The sequence below is a fragment of the Massilia paldalensis genome, from assembly GCF_044901715.1.
Classification (GTDB): Bacteria; Pseudomonadota; Gammaproteobacteria; order Burkholderiales; family Burkholderiaceae_D; genus Telluria; species Telluria paldalensis.
The window spans coordinates 13,660-31,686 of the sequence record NZ_JBJCIU010000013.1 but is presented as its reverse complement, the minus strand read 5'-3'; the positions used below and the strand labels follow the sequence as shown (position 1 = coordinate 31,686).

Annotated in this window: 17 protein-coding genes; 12 read left to right on the top strand and 5 right to left on the bottom strand. The window is 62.5% G+C overall.

Annotated features, from left to right (window positions below):
* Positions 1-114 precede the first annotated feature (114 nt).
* From ACI1V7_RS27570 to ACI1V7_RS27545, 6 genes are all read left to right on the top strand, one after another.
* Entirely contained in the window at positions 115-1,047 is a 933-nt protein-coding gene (locus tag ACI1V7_RS27570; protein WP_404535746.1) for a TolC family protein, read from the top strand.
* Positions 1,044-2,579, top strand: coding sequence for an efflux RND transporter periplasmic adaptor subunit (locus ACI1V7_RS27565; RefSeq protein ID WP_141839276.1), 1,536 nt, complete (start codon positions 1,044-1,046; stop codon positions 2,577-2,579). The genes ACI1V7_RS27570 and ACI1V7_RS27565 overlap by 4 nt, the downstream gene beginning before the upstream one ends.
* Positions 2,576-5,743 (top strand): efflux RND transporter permease subunit, encoded by a 3,168-nt coding sequence (locus ACI1V7_RS27560; RefSeq protein ID WP_404535743.1) that lies wholly within the window; start codon positions 2,576-2,578, stop codon positions 5,741-5,743. Before ACI1V7_RS27565 ends, ACI1V7_RS27560 begins: the two co-directional genes overlap by 4 nt.
* 78 nt (positions 5,744-5,821) lie before the next feature.
* Entirely contained in the window at positions 5,822-6,055 is a 234-nt protein-coding gene (locus ACI1V7_RS27555) for a heavy-metal-associated domain-containing protein (protein ID WP_141839272.1), read from the top strand.
* Positions 6,056-6,113: 58 nt separating this feature from the next.
* Complete coding sequence (locus ACI1V7_RS27550; protein WP_141839270.1) at positions 6,114-6,320, top strand: heavy-metal-associated domain-containing protein; 207 nt, start codon at positions 6,114-6,116, stop codon at positions 6,318-6,320.
* Positions 6,321-6,411: 91 nt separating this feature from the next.
* A complete protein-coding gene (locus ACI1V7_RS27545) occupies positions 6,412-8,784 on the top strand; it encodes a heavy metal translocating P-type ATPase (protein WP_404535741.1) in 2,373 nt (790 codons plus the stop codon).
* Between the two features lie 75 nt (positions 8,785-8,859).
* Here ACI1V7_RS27545 and ACI1V7_RS27540 read toward each other — a convergent pair whose 3' ends face one another.
* The 5 genes from ACI1V7_RS27540 to ACI1V7_RS27520 form a co-directional block, all read right to left on the bottom strand.
* On the bottom strand, positions 8,860-9,303 hold the full coding sequence (locus tag ACI1V7_RS27540; RefSeq protein WP_141839266.1) for a DUF411 domain-containing protein: 444 nt from the start codon (positions 9,301-9,303) through the stop codon (positions 8,860-8,862).
* An 80-nt stretch (positions 9,304-9,383) separates the two neighbouring features.
* Positions 9,384-10,322: a copper resistance D family protein gene (locus ACI1V7_RS27535; RefSeq protein ID WP_141839264.1), complete on the bottom strand. Its 939-nt coding sequence runs from the start codon at positions 10,320-10,322 to the stop codon at positions 9,384-9,386.
* Positions 10,322-10,687, bottom strand: a complete 366-nt coding sequence (gene copC / locus ACI1V7_RS27530; RefSeq protein ID WP_141839262.1) for a copper homeostasis periplasmic binding protein CopC — start codon at positions 10,685-10,687, stop codon at positions 10,322-10,324. Before copC ends, ACI1V7_RS27535 begins: the two co-directional genes overlap by 1 nt.
* An 80-nt stretch (positions 10,688-10,767) precedes the next feature.
* Positions 10,768-11,133, bottom strand: a complete 366-nt coding sequence (locus ACI1V7_RS27525) for a copper-binding protein (RefSeq protein ID WP_370457378.1) — start codon at positions 11,131-11,133, stop codon at positions 10,768-10,770.
* A 181-nt stretch (positions 11,134-11,314) separates the two neighbouring features.
* Positions 11,315-11,710: a DUF2946 family protein gene (locus tag ACI1V7_RS27520; protein ID WP_141839260.1), complete on the bottom strand. Its 396-nt coding sequence runs from the start codon at positions 11,708-11,710 to the stop codon at positions 11,315-11,317.
* An 808-nt stretch (positions 11,711-12,518) separates the two neighbouring features.
* Here ACI1V7_RS27520 and ACI1V7_RS27515 point away from each other — a divergent pair.
* The 6 genes from ACI1V7_RS27515 to ACI1V7_RS27490 all read left to right on the top strand — a co-directional run bounded on the left by ACI1V7_RS27515 (position 12,519) and on the right by ACI1V7_RS27490 (position 17,994).
* On the top strand, positions 12,519-14,405 hold the full coding sequence (locus ACI1V7_RS27515) for a copper resistance system multicopper oxidase (RefSeq protein WP_141839258.1): 1,887 nt from the start codon (positions 12,519-12,521) through the stop codon (positions 14,403-14,405).
* Positions 14,402-15,490, top strand: coding sequence for a copper resistance protein B (locus ACI1V7_RS27510; protein WP_255517671.1), 1,089 nt, complete (start codon positions 14,402-14,404; stop codon positions 15,488-15,490). The genes ACI1V7_RS27515 and ACI1V7_RS27510 overlap by 4 nt, the downstream gene beginning before the upstream one ends.
* Before the next feature lie 85 nt (positions 15,491-15,575).
* Positions 15,576-15,914 (top strand): four-helix bundle copper-binding protein, encoded by a 339-nt coding sequence (locus ACI1V7_RS27505; RefSeq protein ID WP_141839256.1) that lies wholly within the window; start codon positions 15,576-15,578, stop codon positions 15,912-15,914.
* 69 nt (positions 15,915-15,983) lie between these two features.
* The gene (locus ACI1V7_RS27500; protein ID WP_404535736.1) at positions 15,984-16,655 is read left to right on the top strand and encodes a PEP-CTERM sorting domain-containing protein; all 672 of its coding nucleotides are present in this window, start codon (positions 15,984-15,986) and stop codon (positions 16,653-16,655) included.
* A gap of 31 nt (positions 16,656-16,686) precedes the next feature.
* A complete protein-coding gene (locus ACI1V7_RS27495) occupies positions 16,687-17,409 on the top strand; it encodes a DUF305 domain-containing protein (RefSeq protein ID WP_075796147.1) in 723 nt (240 codons plus the stop codon).
* 90 nt (positions 17,410-17,499) lie between these two features.
* Positions 17,500-17,994: a DUF305 domain-containing protein gene (locus ACI1V7_RS27490; protein WP_255517669.1), complete on the top strand. Its 495-nt coding sequence runs from the start codon at positions 17,500-17,502 to the stop codon at positions 17,992-17,994.
* Positions 17,995-18,027: the final 33 nt, after the last annotated feature.

Genomic DNA, 18,027 nt, shown 5'->3' with positions numbered 1-18,027 from the left:
AGGTCCGTGCCGCCATCCTCAATCGCTTCACGCGCTTGGGCACGCCCACGACCGTAGCGGTGACCATGCCGTAAATCCGTCTGGGGTTTGGGGTACTACGCGCTCAATTGATTTATGCAACAAAGCCAAAAGGAAGTGGCGATCGCGCGCGTCGAGCGGGAGACCGCACAGGCCTGGATCGACCTATATTTTGCGAAGCAGATGGCCGACCTCGTCCATCAGCAGGTCAGCCAGGCGCAGCTCGATCTCGAGGCGGCAGAAGCCGCATACCGGGCCGGGAAGGGCAGCCAGGGCGATGTGTTCGCGGCCCGAGGCCGTATCGGCGCCGCCCAGGACAAGGTAAGCGAATTCGACACCCGCGTGAGAACAGCGCAGAGCACCTTGGCGCGCTGGACCGGGCCCGATGTCGACGTCGCGCCCGAGAGTCTTCCAAGTATCGACCAGGTCCGGCTCGATCCGGAGTCCATCGACAGCCAGCTCGCGCACCACCCCGAAATCGCTGTGCTCGACCGCCAGGAAGAGATCGCACGCACGGGAGTGCAGCTCGCCGAGGCGAATCGACATCCTGACTGGTCGGTCGAGGTGTCGCTGCAGCACCGGGGGCAGGGTTACTCGAACATGCTATCCGTGGGGGTGTCGGTACCGCTTCAGTGGGACAGGAAGAACCGCCAGGACCGCGAACTAGCAGCAAAGATCATGCAAGCCGACCAGGTCAGGGACGAGCGCGAGGAGATGCTGCGCACCCATGCTGCGGAAGTGCGGGTGATGCTGGACGAGTGGCGCAGCGGCCGTGAGCGCCTTGCCCGCTACAAACGCGAGCTCGAGCCCCTTGCTCTTGAGCAGAGCGCGGCCGTTCTCGCCGCCTACCGTGGCGGCAAGGCAGCCTTGGCCGAGGTATTGGCCGCGCGCCGCAACGAACTCGAGGTCCGTCTTCAGGCTTTACAGCTCGCGGCCGAGACAGCGAAACGCTGGGCGCAGCTGAACTTCCTTTATCCATCGGGCCGCAGCATGCCGCCTTCCATGAACCAGTCGGAGGCCAGGCCATGAACCGCCGCGTCATCATTTCACTCATCGGCGCGCTGCTTGTGCTCGGGTTGACCGGCGCCGGCGCCTATCGCCTCGGGATTCGGGCGGGCGCACACGGCGCAGCCCCGGCAGCGGCCGCCGTCCCCGGAACCGATAAAACGGGGCGTAAAATCCTGTACTGGCACGATCCCATGGTCCCCGGCCAGAAGTTCGACAAGCCCGGCAAATCGCCCTTCATGGACATGGACCTGGTGCCCGTCTATGCGGACGAAGCCCAGGCGGAAGGCGGCGTGGCCATCAGCCCGGGCATCCAGCAGAATCTCGGCATGCGCATTGTCGAGGTCCGGAAGGGCTCCCAGGCCAGTACCCTGGACGCGGTCGGCAATGTCGCGTTCAACGAGCGCGATCTCGTGCTGCTGCAGGCGCGCAGCAACGGCTACGTGGAAAAGCTGTTCGTGCGCGCGCCGCTCGATCCGGTGCGCAAGGGCCAGGCCTTGCTCCAGCTGTACGTGCCCGACTGGGTGGCCGCGCAGGAGGAATACCTGGCTATCAAGCGCATGCCGCCTGGCGCCGATACCGCCGGCCTGCTCGATGCGGCCCTGCAACGGATGCGGCTGACGGGCATGACTGAGGCACAGGTCAGGCAGGTGAGTGCGCGGTCGCAGGTCATCACCCGTATCACTGTCACGGCACCGATCGACGGCGTCGTCAGCGAGCTGGCGGTACGTGAAGGGATGGCGGTTACGCTGGGGGCGCCGCTGTTCCGGATTAACGGCCTACGTACAGTCTGGGTCAATGCCGAGGTGCCGGAGAGCGCGGCGGCGCTGGTCCAGCCCGGGATGGCCGTCAAGGCAACTAGCCCGGCTTTTCCTGGTACGGAGTTCAGCGGCAAGGTCGAGGCGCTGCTGCCGGAAGTGACCGCGTCGACGCGCACCCTGAAGGCGCGGATCGAGCTGGCGAACCCCGGAGGGGAGCTGGTGCCGGGCATGTTCGCGACCATTCACATGGCGCCGGCGCAAGGCCGTGAAACGCTGCTGGTGCCGTCAGAAGCCGTGATCCAGACCGGCACCCGCACCGTCGTGATCACGGTGTCCGATCAAGGGAGGTTCGCGCCAGTGGAGGTCGCCACGGGTGCCGAGGCGAATGGGCAGACCGAGGTCGTGAAAGGCCTGAGTGCAGGCCAGAAGGTGGTGGCCTCGGGCCAGTTCCTGATCGACTCCGAGGCGAGCCTGCGCGGTACCCTGCAGCGCCTTGGCGGAGTCGCCCCCGCGGAGCCCATGCCCACCATGCCGACGAAAACCCCCACGCATCGCGCCACCGGCAAGGTGGAACAGATAGCCAAGGACGAGGTGACGATTTCGCATGGACCGGTTCCCACCCTGAAGTGGCCGCCGATGACCATGGGCTTCGTGCCACTGGCCGGCGGTCTACCGAAGGACATCAAGGTCGGGGATACCGTGCAGTTCGAATTCCAGGCCTCGGATGACGGGACGTTCAAGGTCGTCTCGATCTCCCGCGCCACACGCGCCGCCGCACCTGGAGACGGCAAATGATCGCGCGCCTGATCCGCTGGTCGATCGCCAATCGCTTCCTGGTGCTGCTGGCCACCGTCGGACTCGTGGCTTGGGGCATCTGGTCGGTGCAGCGCACGCCGGTCGATGCGCTGCCGGACCTGTCGGACGTGCAGGTGATCATCCGCACGACCTATCCAGGCCAGGCGCCGCAGATCGTCGAGAACCAGGTAACCTACCCGCTGACCACGACGATGCTCTCGGTGCCGGGTGCCCGCAGCGTACGCGGCTACTCGTTCTTCGGCGATTCCATTGTCTACATCCTGTTCCAGGACGGGACCGACCCCTACTGGGCGCGCTCGCGGGTGCTGGAATACCTGAACCAGATCCAGTCGCGCCTGCCGCCGCAGGCCAAGCCGGCGCTTGGGCCGGATGCGACCGGTATCGGTTGGGTCTACGAATATGCGCTGGTCGACCGCACCGGCAAGCACGACCTGTCGCAGCTGCGCGCCCTGCAGGACTGGTTCCTGAAGTATGAACTGAAGACGGTACCGAACGTGTCCGAAGTCGCGAGCATCGGCGGCATGGTGCGCCAGTACCAGATCCAGCTCGACCCTGACAAGCTGCGCGCCTACGGGATTACACACGCTACCGTGGTCGATGCGGTACAGAAGGCCAACCAGGAAGCCGGCGGCTCGGTGCTGGAACTGGGCGAGGCCGAGTACATGGTCCGCGCTTCCGGTTACCTAGCCTCGCTCGACGACTTCCGGCACATCCCTCTACGGACCGGCGCCGGCGGCGTGCCGGTGACGCTCGGGGACGTCGCGCGCGTGCAGGTCGGCCCGGAGATGCGGCGCGGGATTGCGGAGCTGAACGGGGAGGGCGAGGTTGCCGGCGGCATCATCGTCATGCGCTCCGGGAAGAACGCGCTCGAGACCATCGGTGCCGTAAAGGCGAAGCTTGCCCAGCTCAAGGCCAGCCTGCCGGCGGGCGTGGAAGTTGTTCCGACCTACGACCGCTCTGGCCTGATCACGCGCGCGGTGACGAACCTGGAGCACAAGCTGGTCGAGGAGTTCGTCGTCGTCGCCGTGGTCTGTGCGCTGTTCCTGTTCCACCTGCGCTCGGCACTGGTGGCCATCGTCTCTTTGCCGCTGGGGATTCTCGCAGCCTATACGATCATGTATTACCAGGGCGTGAACGCCAATATCATGTCGCTGGGCGGCATCGCGATCGCGATCGGCGCGATGGTCGACGCGGCCGTGGTCATGATCGAGAACGCGCACAAGCACCTGGAGGCCTGGAGCCACCAGCATCCCGGCAAGAAGCTCGAAGGCGCTGCGCACTGGCAGGTGATCGAGCAGGCGGCCGCCGAGGTCGGGCCGGCGCTGTTCTTCTCGCTGCTCATCATCGTGTTGTCGTTCATTCCCGTGTTCGCGCTGGAGGCCCAGGAAGGAAAGCTGTTCGCGCCCCTGGCATACACCAAGACCTACGCGATGGCAGCAAGCGCCGGCCTGGCGGTGACGCTGATTCCGGTCCTGATGGGTTACCTCATCCGCGGAAAGATTCCGCGGGAGGATGCGAACCCGCTCAACCGCTTCCTGATCCGCGCGTACCGGCCGCTGCTCGATGCCGTGCTGCGCCACCCGAAGGGCACGTTGGCGGTCGCTGCCTTGATCGCCATCGCGACGATCTGGCCGGTCAGCCGGCTAGGCGGCGAGTTCATGCCACCGCTGGACGAAGGCGACCTGCTGTACATGCCGTCGGCCCTGCCGGGTATCGGCGTCGGCAAGGCCGCCGAACTGCTGCAGCTGACAGACCGCCTGATCAAGACGGTTCCCGAGGTCCAGACCGTGTTCGGAAAAGCCGGCAGAGCGGAAACCGCGACCGATCCCGCCCCGCTCGAGATGTTCGAGACGACCATTCAGTTCAAGCCGCGCGACCAGTGGCGCGCCGGGATGACGCCGGATAAGCTGGTCGAAGAGCTCGACCGGGTCGTCAAGGTGCCGGGGCTGTCCAATGTCTGGGTGCCGCCGATTCGCAACCGCATCGACATGCTGGCGACTGGCGTGAAGAGCCCGGTCGGGATAAAGGTTGCGGGAAGCAGCCTGCAGGAGATTGACAAGGTCACGGGAGCGATTGAGGCTGCGGTGCGCAAGGTCCATGGCGTCTCGTCGGCACTGGCCGAGCGCTTAAACGGCGGGCGCTACATCGACGTGCAGATCGACCGCGCTGCTGCGGCCCGCTTCGGCATGAACGTGGCGGACGTGCAAAGCGTGATTTCCGCTGCGGTCGGCGGCGAGAATATCGGCGAAACGGTCGAGGGCTTGCAGCGCTTCCCGATCAATGTGCGTTATCCGCGCGAGGTGCGCGATTCGCTGGAGAAGCTGCGCGAGCTGCCCGTGCTCACCGGAGCGGGGGCCCAGATCCGGCTCGGCGACGTGGCCGTCATCCGCATCAACGATGGCCCGCCCATGCTCAAGAGCGAGAACGCTCGCCTGTCCGGTTGGGTATATGTCGACGTGCGGGGACGTGACTTGAGGTCGGCGGTACGGGAAATGCAGCAGGCCGTCGCGAAGGAGGTGCGGCTGCCGGCCGGGTATTCGGTGTCCTGGTCCGGACAGTTCGAATACCTCGAGCGCGCAGTTGCGAAGCTGAAGGTGGTCGTGCCGGCGACGCTGGCCATCATCCTTGTGCTGCTGTACCTGACCTTCGGCCGCTTCGACGAGGCTGTGCTGATCATGGCGACCCTGCCGTTCGCGCTGGCCGGCGGAGCCTGGCTGTTGTGGCTGCTCGGGCACAACTTGTCGGTGGCGGGCGGGGTGGGCTTCATCGCGCTTGCGGGCGTCTCGGCCGAGTTCGGCGTGATCATGCTGCTGTACCTGAAGCATGCCTGGGAGGCGCGCCTAGCGGAAGGGAAGGGGAGCGAGGCCGATCTGGTCGACGCGATCCGCGAGGGCGCCGTGCTGCGCGTACGGCCGAAGGCGATGACGGTCGCGGTGATCATCGCCGGCCTGGTGCCGGCCATGATCGGCGATGGGGCCGGGTCGGAGATCATGCAGCGGATCGCGGCGCCGATGGTGGGGGGAATGATTACTGCACCGCTGCTGTCGATGTTCGTCGTGCCAGTAGTCTACTTGCTGCTTCGGCGCCGAGGCTTGCGTCAACAGTCCGGGCATAAAAACGCCGCGTGGGAGCGAGCAACTTAGTAGGTAGGTCTCGGAGTCCTTGACCCTGACATCGTTGGAAGGTTTACGCTTCCTTGAACTTAAATATCAGGAGGCTATATGGTCGAATTTCGCGTGAATGGCATGCGTTGCATGTTCTGTGCCTACCGGCTGAAAGGGGCAATTCGGACAATCGATCCCTGTCTACGGGTTGGCATCGATTTGAGAACGAGCATGCTAAGTGTCGAACAGCCGGCGGATGTCACGACAGTCGAGCGAGCATTGAAACGCCTTGGGCAGCTTGCCGAAACAGCTTTGGCCGGACAGGGCGGAATCACCGCGAATCAGGCTTGACCTTCCCATCATGGGAAGGTCTAAAGTGCAGTCAGAGCAATCAAACAGGAGGAATGCCATGTATGCGCTCAAGGTAGAAAAGATGTCCTGTGGCGGCTGCGCCAACCGGGTTACCCGAACCGTGCAAGCCCTGGATCCGGAAGCCAAAGTCGAGGTCGTGTTAGAAGACAGGCTGGTCCGCGTGGAAAGCGTGAAAACCTTGGATGCGATTGCCGCCGCGATCACCGCTGCAGGGTTTCCTGCGAGCGATATGACGGCGGCCTGAGGCCTGGAGCGTGCCGGATGAATGCCGGCACGCTCCAGCCTCGCGTTTGTCCAATGTAACTACCAACAACTCGACCGGGAGAGGTTTTGGTATGAACGATCAGTCACATCACCAGTACCACGGCCGCGAGCATCATCATGATCGCGGACATGACCACGGTGTTCACCATGCAGACGGAACTGGCGACAAGCCGTTCACCGATCCGGTCTGCGGAATGAAAGTCGGCGCCGATCCTGTCAAGAAGATTCGGCACGAAGGGCAGACCTATCATTTCTGCAGCACCAAATGCATGGACAAGTTCCGTGTATCACCCCAGCAAGACATAGACCCCGCTCCCCATGAACCGGCCGCTGCCGCTCCGGAAGGCACGATTTACACCTGTCCGATGCACCCAGAAATCCGGCAGCCGCAACCGGGGAATTGCCCGATTTGCGGCATGACGCTCGAGCCAATGCTGCCTTCGCTGGAAGAAGAGGAGAATCCGGAACTCGTGGATTTCAAGCGGCGCCTCTGGTGGACCCTGCCTTTGACTGTCATCGTGACCGTCCTTGCGATGGCGGGACATCGAATATTTAACGGCGGCCTGCCCGGGCAAAGCTGGATAGAGTTCGTGCTGAGCACCCCGGTGGTGCTGTGGGCTGGGTGGCCATTCTTTACGCGTGGGGTGCAATCCATCAGGAATCGCAGCCCCAACATGTGGACGCTGATCGGACTTGGCGTAGGCGCAGCCTACGGCTATAGCGTGGTGGCAACCGTCGCGCCCGGCTTGTTTCCGCAAACCTTCGCCATGCATGGCCGCATCGGCGTGTACTACGAGGCGGCCGCGGTCATCATTTCGCTGACTCTCCTGGGCCAGATACTGGAATTGCGCGCGCGCTCACAGACATCCGCCGCAATCAAATCGCTGCTGGGCCTGGCGCCAAAGACGGCGCGCCGCATCAATGCGGACGGCACGGAAGAAGACATTCCGCTGACCCATGTCCACGTCGGCGATGCGCTCCGTGTGCGTCCCGGTGAAAAGGTCCCGGTCGACGGCATCGTCTTTGAGGGCGAGGGCGCAGTCGACGAGTCCATGCTGACCGGCGAGCCGGTGCCTGTGACCAAGCGACCTGGCGACCAGGTGATCGGCGCCACTATCAACGCCAGTGGCAGCCTGATCGTCCGGTCGGAAAAAGTGGGCTCGCAGACCATGCTGTCCCAAATCGTCCAGATGGTTGCCCAGGCACAGCGATCGCGTGCACCGATGCAGCGGCTGGCCGATGTGGTAGCCGGCTATTTCGTGTTGGTTGTGGTCACGGTCGCCTTGCTGACGCTGGTAGGTTGGGGGATCTTCGGTCCGGAGCCAAGCTGGGTGTATGGCTTCGTCAATGCCGTCTCGGTCCTGATCATTGCTTGCCCGTGCGCACTCGGGCTGGCGACGCCGATGTCCATCATGGCGGCCACCGGGCGCGGCGCCACACAGGGCATCCTGTTCCGCGATGCAGCGGCCATCGAGGGCATGCGCAAGATCGACACCCTCATCGTCGACAAGACTGGCACGCTTACCGAAGGCAAACCCGCGTTCCAGGCGGCCGCCCCGGCGCCCGGCGAGGATGAACAAGAGGTGTTGCGGATCGCCGCCAGCATTGACCAGGGCAGCGAACACCCGCTGGCGCACGCAATTGTCGCCGAGGCGCGCAGCCGCGGACTAGCTCTGGCAAAGCCAGAGAGCTTCGAATCGTCGAGCGGCATCGGCGTGCGAGGGCTGGTGGAGGGCAAGCGTATTGCTTTGGGCAATACAGCCCTCATGGATATCGAAAAGGTCGATTGGAAGCCGCTCGCCGCCCAGGCGGAACGCTGGCGTCTCGAAGGCGCAAGCGTCATGTACCTGGCGGCCGATCGGCGGCTCCTAGGGCTCGTCGCGGTATCCGACCCGGTCAAGCAGACCACGCCGGAAGCGCTGGCAACGCTCAAGGACGCCGGCATCACGGTTGTCATGGCAACCGGCGACGGCCTCACTACTGCGAAATCAGTCGGTGCAAAACTCGGCATCGCGGAAGTGTATGGCGAAGTCAAGCCGCAGGACAAGCTGGCACTCGTTGAACGCCTGCAGGCGCAAGGCAAGACGGTCGCGATGGCCGGCGACGGTATCAATGACTCCCCGGCCCTGGCCAAGGCCAATGTCGGTATCGCGATGGGGACCGGAACCGACGTCGCGATCAACTCAGCACACGTCACCCTGGTCAAAGGCGACCTGCGCGGCATCGCACGGGCGCGCCTGCTGTCGCTGGACACGGTGCGGAACATGCGCCAAAACCTGGCCTTCGCCTTCGTGTACAACGCGCTCGGGATTCCCTTGGCTGCAGGTCTGCTTTATCCGTTTACCGGCCACCTCTTGTCGCCGATGATTGCGGCGCTCGCGATGAGTCTGAGCTCGGTATCGGTCATTAGCAATGCGCTTCGCCTGCGCGGCACAGGGAATTAACTGCAGGTGAGAGACGCATTGTCCGCGACTGGCTGGTCCATACACTGTGCTTGAGCTGACGAGGCTAAGGATGCCTTACTCGTAATGCTTGTAGACAGTCGTACTTCCGTCATTGCGAACTAGTAGCACGTCATACGGCATGTGCGTCGGCCCCTCCATTCCCGGAGAGCCAGGCGGCATGGCCGGGACCGCCAGCCCCTTCGCTTTTGGCTTTGCAGCGAGCAGCCGCTTGATCTCGGCGGCTGGCACATGCCCTTCGATCGCATACCCACCAACGACTGCGGTGTGGCATGAGCCGAGCCGATCGGGAATGCCCATTTTCTCGCGGGTATCGGATGGATTGGCGACGTCGTGCGCATTGACCTTGAAGCCGTTGGCCCGCAGGTGCTTGACCCATGCTTCACAGCAGCCACAGGTTGCGGACTTGTAGACCTCGACAGCTTGCGTCGCTGCGCTGGCTGCCATCGGAAGACCGATCAGGGCGGCGACCGCAAGATTCTTGAATTTTTCGATAAACATAATTTTTCTCCAGAGTGCCGGCAACCGACGGATGCGATCGGCTGCCGGCGTGAAAACAACCACCAGTCAGCTGGAAGTTCTTACATTTGTTCACCCGGGGGCGATGTCGATGCAAGCCAGGCTGCCAGAACGACGACTGCAAGCAAGACAAGCGCTTCGATCCACAATATGCGCTTGAAGCGCATCGGTAAAACTTCAGGGGCGGCATTTCCTGATGACTCAGGTGCGAGCCATGGCGGCATCACGAAAAAGCGATTGATCCCACCCAGCATCGCCGCAACGCCAACGAGCAGCAGCTTCGCGACGAGCGTGTTGCCATACGAGTTGCCGACCAGGTTGTCGAAGCCGCCCAGGTTGCGCCAGCTTGCATACAGGCCTGTAACGAAAATGCCGGACAGGGCAAAGGTCGCCGAACTGGACAGGGACGCCACGTACTCTGCGCGTGCACGCCTGTCGGCCTCAGTCATGTTTTCGGTTGCTCTCAACATGACTCCGCCAGCAAGGAACACTTCGCCGACCCACAAGCTGATCAGGCCCAAGTGAATCCAATCCGCCAGCAGGGGCAGGCTGAAGTCCCCTTCGCTGGCGGCGTGGCTGACCATGCTCCGCGTGTACCAGAACACAGCGAGCGACGCCAAAGTCAGTAGTGCAGAACTCTGGCTCCGATCGCCGCACATGCAAGTCCCAACGGTAGCCATGGCCAATCCGAACATCCCAATGGACCATGCAAGGCCAAGGTGTGTCGAGGTCAGCATCGACCAGGTGGCGCCAGCCGCTTCAGAAACGGGGACTTCGGCCATGGTTGCCGATTCCAGCCACAACAGCACGGCGTTCGCGGCCAGAGCGACCACGACACCGGCCAACGCAGCCTTGCAGACGGACTGGCGGCGCGCGTCGGCCCATCTGGATACGTCACGGCCAATCCACAAGCGGGAAACGCTCGCTCCCGTGACGAGGGCTACTGCGAGGTTCAGAAGGGCAGTGACGAGGTGCTGGACAGCTTGCAGATCCAGCCCCATCACTTGACCTTGAACGTGACTTCGCCCTTTGCCTTATGGCCGTCGTGGGTCATCGTCGACCATTGGATGTGATACTCACCCGAGGACAGCGCTGGCAGCGGCGCCGTCATGACGGTCGGATCAGCCTTATCGACGGTGGGCGCGGTGACCGGAATCTCGTTATTTTGAGGACCCGTCACTTTAATTTTGCTGAACGCCGGCTCGAGTGCCTCGTTGAACTTGAGGCGCACTTGCTTCGGTGTACCCGCGAGTGTGCTGCCGGCCTGGGGATCCGAAGATTGCAATTTGGCGTGCGCGAATGCGGACGAAGTTACGGTACTCGCGAGAGCGAAGGTGGCCAAAGCCAGAATACGTTTGGTGGACATGTTTTGCTCCTGATTTTTTAGGTCGAGGTATCGATGTGCGGCGTCCGGCCGCCGGTAGTGACGGCAGGACGCCGGCAGCTTCAGTTGGCCGTTTCCAGTTTGGTCACCGTGAAGGCGCCGTTGATGCGCTCGACACGCAGCCGGATTTTGTCTCCAGCTTTCACTTGGTCAAGCATCGCCGGATCCTGCACCTTGAAGGACATGGTCATGCCAGGCATGTTGAGATTGGTCAGCGGCCCATGTTGCACCGTCAGCTTGCCGGTGTCTTTGTCGACTTTCTTGATCTCACCATCGGTCAGCGCATTCGCATCATTCGGCGAAGCGGTAGCCGTAGCGTTATGCTGACTGTGGTCTTGCATCTGCATTTGTGCCGAAGCGTTGGCGGTTGCCAGTGCGAGGCCGGCGGAAACCATGAGGGTGCTGAACAGGGAAGACAAACGAGTCATTTAATACTCCAAAACAGTCAAAATTTAATTGCAGTGAACGCGCGACGGCGTTTGCCGGTCTGACGCAGTCCGTTTCAGTTACAGATAAAGAAGGGCTGTGTACGCTGAAGTGCCGGCGACGAAGGCGTAGCCAGGTATGTCCGTGCCTTGACACGAACGAAGCGTTCAGCAGCGCGAAAGGTCAGACGCGTGGAGGTCGCTCTAGGAGCGCAAGGTAGACCGATGGCAAGAGATGCCGGTCAAATGGAATGGTCGTTGACGAAGAAGCAGTTGCCGGCAGCACGGCAAGAAACGAAGGCGCCATCGACAAGCAGGAGCCGCATGTCGCACAGGTAGCACATTTGCCGGCCTGATGATGAGACGCGGGATGATGGTCGGCCTGCATGTCCGGACCTGCATGCTCAGCATGGACGTGAGCACTGGACATGTCGGCGTCGTCGGTCATCGATTCGTGGTCGTGACTGTCCTGTGCCGCCACTGGCGCCACACAGAAGGACATCGTCGCGGAAGCGAAGCCTTGGAGCGGCACCGCCAGCAACGTCATCCAGACGATCAAGACTTTCAGTATGGCTTTCACACGTCGATTCTAGCATATGCGAAAGTATCGGCAATCCCATCGGCAGGTAAGCTTCGAACGTTGCGATGCCGTATCGTGCGGACATGTCATTTTTGCATGTGCTAGATTGATTACATGCGCCCATTCGTTCGAGTCCTCATGCTATGGATACTGATCGTGTCGCTGCCCATGCAGGGCATCGCCGCCACGATCACATCGCCATGCAGAATGGCGCATACCACGTCGGCAAGCTCGGAAGCTGCGGTCATGGATGACTGCGACGAGCATGAGATGGCGATGTCGATGACCCAGTCGACCGCACAAGCGCACGCCAGCGTCGCCGCAGATCATGATATGCCCTGCGATAGTGGCGCCCACCAAAAGCATTCTTCCTGCCGGGCGTGCAGTGCCGGCTATATCGGCGCCTCGGCGCCCCCGCCGTTCGCAGTTGCTGGGTTGCCAGCAGAGCAGTTTGCAACTGACTCCGTTTCCCCAATCTCCTCCTTCACGGGCTGGATCCCATCCCGCATAGAGCGACCGCCACGCGGTTGACTTCCCAGGTGGGCTGAACGCTCTCCCGGCATCCGTCGGAGACGTCGCGCATGCGGGATGCACGCGACATGCCATCGACCGATGCCTGCCAGCCATTCATCTTCATTCGAATTTCGATATCGACGAAACACGCGCGGAGCCCGCACGCTTTGGGAGTGCGCGCAGGCCGCATCCGCCACGTAGCTGCGCAGCGAGGTTTGCTGCGAGTGCGCCTGCGTGCGCGACGCGGGCCCGTACTGCGGCAATTGTTTCATCACTTCATCTAGGGGAATACTTCATGCAGCAACGTGTTTTTGAGGAGAGCGCCGTGAACCGGTGGCGACGACGGCTCCTGCAGGGCGCAGGGGCCGCCGCCCTCGCCGGGCTGGTCCCAGCCAGACTGCTGGCAGCCGGTCAGGCCGCGCAGCCGATCTTGCGCGGCACCGAATTCGACCTGGAGATCGTGCCGGCGCCGGTCAACTTCACTGGCGCACCGCAGGTCGCCACCGCGGTCAACGGCCAGGTTCCTGGGCCGGTCCTGTACTGGCGCGAGGGCGACACCGTGACGCTGCGCGTGACCAACCGGCTGCCGGTCACGAGTTCCATTCACTGGCACGGCATCCTGGTGCCGGCGGAGATGGACGGCGTGCCCGGCATCAGTTTCACCGGGATTCCTCCGGGCCAGACCTTCACCTATCGCTTCCAGGTAAAGCAGAGCGGGACCTACTGGTACCACAGCCATTCCGAATTCCAGGAGCAGAGCGGCCTGGCCGGTTCGATCGTGATCGAGCCGAAGAACGGCGAACGGGTGAAGGCGGACCGTGACTACGTCGTCATGCTGTCGGACTGGGTCGATGGCGATCCTGCCAAGGTCTTTGCCAAGCTCAAGAAAATGAGCGACTTCTTCAACACCAACCAGCCGACCATCGGCCAGTTCCTGGACGACATACGGAAGAACGGCCTCGGGGCCGCGCTCGACAAGCGCAAGATGTGGAACCAGATGCGCATGTTGCCGACCGACTTCAGCGACGTGACCGCCAGCCGCAACCTGGGCGTGAGGATGGCCTACCTGATCAATGGTACGCCTACGGACAGGAACTGGACCGGCTTGTTCCGTCCGGGTGAGAAAGTCAGGCTGCGCTTCATCAACGGCTCGGCGACGACGATCTTCGACGTTCGCATTCCGGGTCTGAAAATGATGGTAATCGCCGCGGACGGACAGGACGTCGAGCCCGTGCCGGTCGACGAATTCCGGATTTCCGTTGCCGAAACCTATGACGTGCTGGTCGAGCCAACCGGCGACCAGGCCTACACCATCTTCGCGCAGTCGATCGGGCGTTCCGGTTTTGTGCGCGCGACGCTGGCGCCTCGCGCGGGCATGTCTGCCCCGGTGCCCGATATGGATCCGCCCCAGTGGCTGGCCATGCAGGACATGATGGGCGCGATGGCAATGGGGAGCATGGGCGGCATGTCGGGAATGGGCCAGGCGGCGCCGGGCAAGGAAGGGAAGGCGCCGCACGACATGCACACGATGGAGGGCATGCACGACATGCCGGGCATGTCCCATGGCGGAATGGCGGGGGGCCACGGGCAGATGCAGATGCCGATGCAGCACGCCGGCCATGGCGGCGGCCACACGACGCCAATGGCCCAGGGCACGCCTCCGAAAGTCACCCACGCCCGCACCGAGTATGGCCCGGGTGTCGACATGCACGTCGACATGCCTCGCACCAATCTCGACGACCCCGGTATCAATCTGCGCAACAACGGGAGGCGCGTGCTGACCTATGCCGACCTTCACACGATCGGCGGACCGGTCGACGACCGTGAGCCGACCCGCGAGATCGAATTGCACCTGACCGGCAACATGGAGCGCTTCATGTGGTCCTTCGACGGCCAGAAGTTTTCGGAGTCCAAGCCCGTCCACTTCAGGCACGGCGAGCGGTTGCGCATCGTACTGGTGAACGACACCATGATGAACCATCCGATCCACCTACATGGCATGTGGAGCGAGCTCGAGTCGCCGAGCGGGGAGTTCCTGGTCCGCAAGCACACGATTAACGTGCAGCCGGCCCAGCGCGTCACTTACCGGGTGACGGCCGACGCCCCAGGCCATTGGGCTTACCACTGCCATCTTCTTTATCACATGGAAGCAGGCATGTTCAGGGAGGTGGTCGTTTCATGAAAACCGCAACGACGAAAACCGGTGCAGCGGTCGCGCTGCTGATCTTTGGCCTCGTGGCGGCGGACGCGGCATCGGCTCAGACGACCGAGCCGCCGAAGGAGGGCGGCACCGGCCAGGCATCCGGCACGGGCCAGTCCAAAACGATGGAAGGAATGGATCATTCCCGGATGGACCACACGCAGATGGAAAAATCGCAGATGGACCAGCCCGGGATGGATCACTCGCAGATGAATCATGCGGGTGACGACCGGGTGCAGGACGCCAAGCCGGCGCCGCAACAGGGCAAACCAAGCATGGACCACAGCATGGGACAAGCGATGGGCGGCATGGGCGGAATGGGCCACGACATGAAGATGGGCCCGATGCAGGGCGGCAGTCCACCGCCCGACGCCCGCGATCCGGACGCCTATGCCGAAGGCACGAGCTTCGCGCACCTGCCAGGCAACGAGATGAACGACGAAATGCGCTTCGGCCGGATCCTGCTCGACAAGTTCGAATACGCGAAGGGTGACGGCGAACATGGCCAGAATCTAGACGCCGAAGCATGGTACGGGAACGACTACAACAAGGCCTGGTTCAAGGCCGAGGGTGAGCGGCGCGGAGGGCACCTGCAGTCCCTGCGTACGGAAGCCTTGTGGGACCGCACCTTCGCGACCTTCTGGAGTACCCAACTCGGCGTACGCCACGACAGCGGTGGCGGCGATTCGCGCAACTGGCTGGCCTTCGGCGTGCGCGGCCTGGCGCCGTACTGGTTCGATACGGAAGCGACCGCCTACTGGTCTGGTGGAAGGCTTGCCGTGCGTTTCAACGTGCGTTACGAACTGCTGTTCACGCAGCAGCTGATCCTCGAACCCGAAGTCGAGGCCAACCTGTACAGCCGCTCCGATCCGGCCAGGGGCGTGGGCAGCGGACTGTCCGATCTCGAACTTGGCCTGCGCCTGCGCTACGAGATCCGGCGCCAGTTCGCCCCTTATGTCGGCGTGACCTGGGCGCGCAACTTCGGCGACACCGCCGACTATGCGCGGGTGAGGGGAGATCGAAACAAGAGCACGCAGATCGTTGCCGGCGTGCGGATCTGGTTCTGACCACGAAGCGGGGTGGCCATGACCATCCCGCACTATCCATAGGGACGTTTTGAAGAGGTATTTTCAACCATTCAAGGAGAACGTCATGCAACAACAGTATCAATCATGTATCGATGCCTGCAACGCCTGCGCTGACGCCTGCGACATGTGTTCGACGGCCTGCCTGCAGGAAGACGACGTCAAGATGATGGCGCGCTGCATCGCACTCGACATGGACTGCGCACAAATCTGCCGGCTGGCTGCCGGCTTCATGGCCCGTGGCAGCGAATTTGCCGGAGCGCTCTGCCAGCTTTGCGCCCAGATCTGCCAGGCGTGCGGTGACGAGTGCGCCAAGCACCAGATGCAGCATTGCCAGGATTGCGCGGCCGCTTGCCGACGATGCGCCGAGGAGTGCCGCCGGATGGGATCGGCCGCGGCGGCTTGAGGGTTTGCGTTCGCGATAACAATGCCTTCCTGCAGGAAGCGGGAAGGCGCATACGAAAGGAACCGCAAAATGAAATCCAGTCTGTCCCTCACACGGAAGCTGCTTGCCGCATGCGCCGTGACGATGGCGGCTTCCGCCGCACATGCAGACATCACGGTCTTCACCGACCGCGCTGCCTTTCTCAATGCGGTGTCCGGCTCGGCCACCGACACCTTCGACGACCTGGCCATGGTAGAAACCGGCAGCCCCCTGAGCCGCCTGGCCGGCGCCTACACCTATCAGGTAAGTGCAGGACCTGGCGACGGCGGCTTTTACCCGTCGGGAAGCGGGGGCGATATCTGGCTGAGTGGAACGATGTCCAGCGACGTCATCACGTTCAACGCGTTCTCGTCCGGGGTATTCGGCTTCGGTGGAAACTTCTTCGGAACCGATTCATTCGGCGCCTTCATGCCGGACCGCACCATCGTGCTAAGCGCGGTGTCCGGTGCGGACAGCGAGACATTCACGCTGTCGAATGCTTCACAGGACGCGTTTGTCGCGTTCCTGTCGGATCGTCCGCTCACCTCTGTGTCTTTCCAGAACATGGAGGACGACGGCACCGTGTACTGGGCAGCGGCGAACAATGTCGTTATGGCCGTGCCCGAGCCGGCGACGTGGTCGATGCTGTTGGGCGGACTCGGCGTTGCTGCTCTGGCTCGCCGGCGCAGCCTCACATCGAAGCAGGCAAAGACTGTGGCTTGAACCTCGCATCACAACCATACGGGAGAGAAAGATGAAACGCACTAATCTGTATTTCACGCACGCTGCAACGCCGGTATCGCGTTGCCGCACCTTGGCCACGCGTGCACTCGCGGGTTTGGCGCTCGTGGCGATCACGGGAACGGCGTCCGCGGACGGCCCGGGTCGCGGCTCGACTGCGACGTTCGAGAAGAACTATCTCGTCTTTATCATCGACCACCATTACTCGGCATTGCGGATGACCGAGCTGGCAGCCGGCACGGACACGCAGCGCAATGCGCCTGTCAGCAATCCTGGCGAAGGGACGTCGCCGACACCTGGCTACGGCGCCACCGTGGCCAAGGCGAGCGATGATCAAATTCGCTCCATGTCTCGCCAGGCTAATCGTACGCAGCGGGAAGAAATCATGCGGGCCCAGCGCTTCTTGCGCGACTGGTACGGAATGCAGCACACGCCCCAGCTTACCGCCGACGGCCAAAGGATGATCGCTACCCTCGAGAGTACGCCGGCCGGCGCACAGTTCAACCAGACCTTCCTGCGCACCTTCAGTAACCATCATCTCAGCGCACTCGCGCCCAGCCTGCACTGCCAGGTCAAGAGCGACATCGACCACGACTCCCTCCATCGCTACTGCGAGAACATCGTCGTGACGCAGAAGAACCAGATCAACGAGATGCGGCACATGCTGTGCGAGCAATTCCGCGATTGCGGATTCATGCCCGCTACCGGCGACAAGAGAAAGGATCAGGACTTCTGAAAGGCTTGCTCGCGCTAACCGGCAGCATCGGGCGCCGGGTCATGTTAACCCGGCGCTGTTTTACGTCGATTCGTTTTAAAGGAGAAATCAATGCAAGATTCGCCTGCACCCCACCGCAGCAATACGATGGCAACAATGAAATACACAACCTTCGCTCAGATGATCGCGGCTGGAACAATCATCATGTTCGGGCTGATGTATCTGAATGTCTATTCAGTCGACCACATATTCTTCAGCGAAACAAGAGCGTTCATGGCACTCATCATGGGCGCCACGATGGCGATCGTGATGCTTGCTTTCATGTGGAAGATGTATCCGAACAAAGGCGTCAACGTAGGAATCCTTATCGGAAGCCTGGTGGTATTCCTTGGTGCGCTATGGCTGGTGCGCAGCCAGGCGACGGTGGGCGACGTGGCCTATATGCGCGCCATGATCCCCCACCACTCCATTGCTATCCTGACCAGCGAACGCGCCAACATTACCGACCCGCGGGTTCGCAAGCTCGCCGACGGGATCATCGCTGCACAGAAAAAGGAAATTGGCGAAATGAAGGAATACATCCGGGATCTGGAGCGAAAGAACTGAGAGGCCAGGCGTGGTGCAGTGTGCCGACACGAT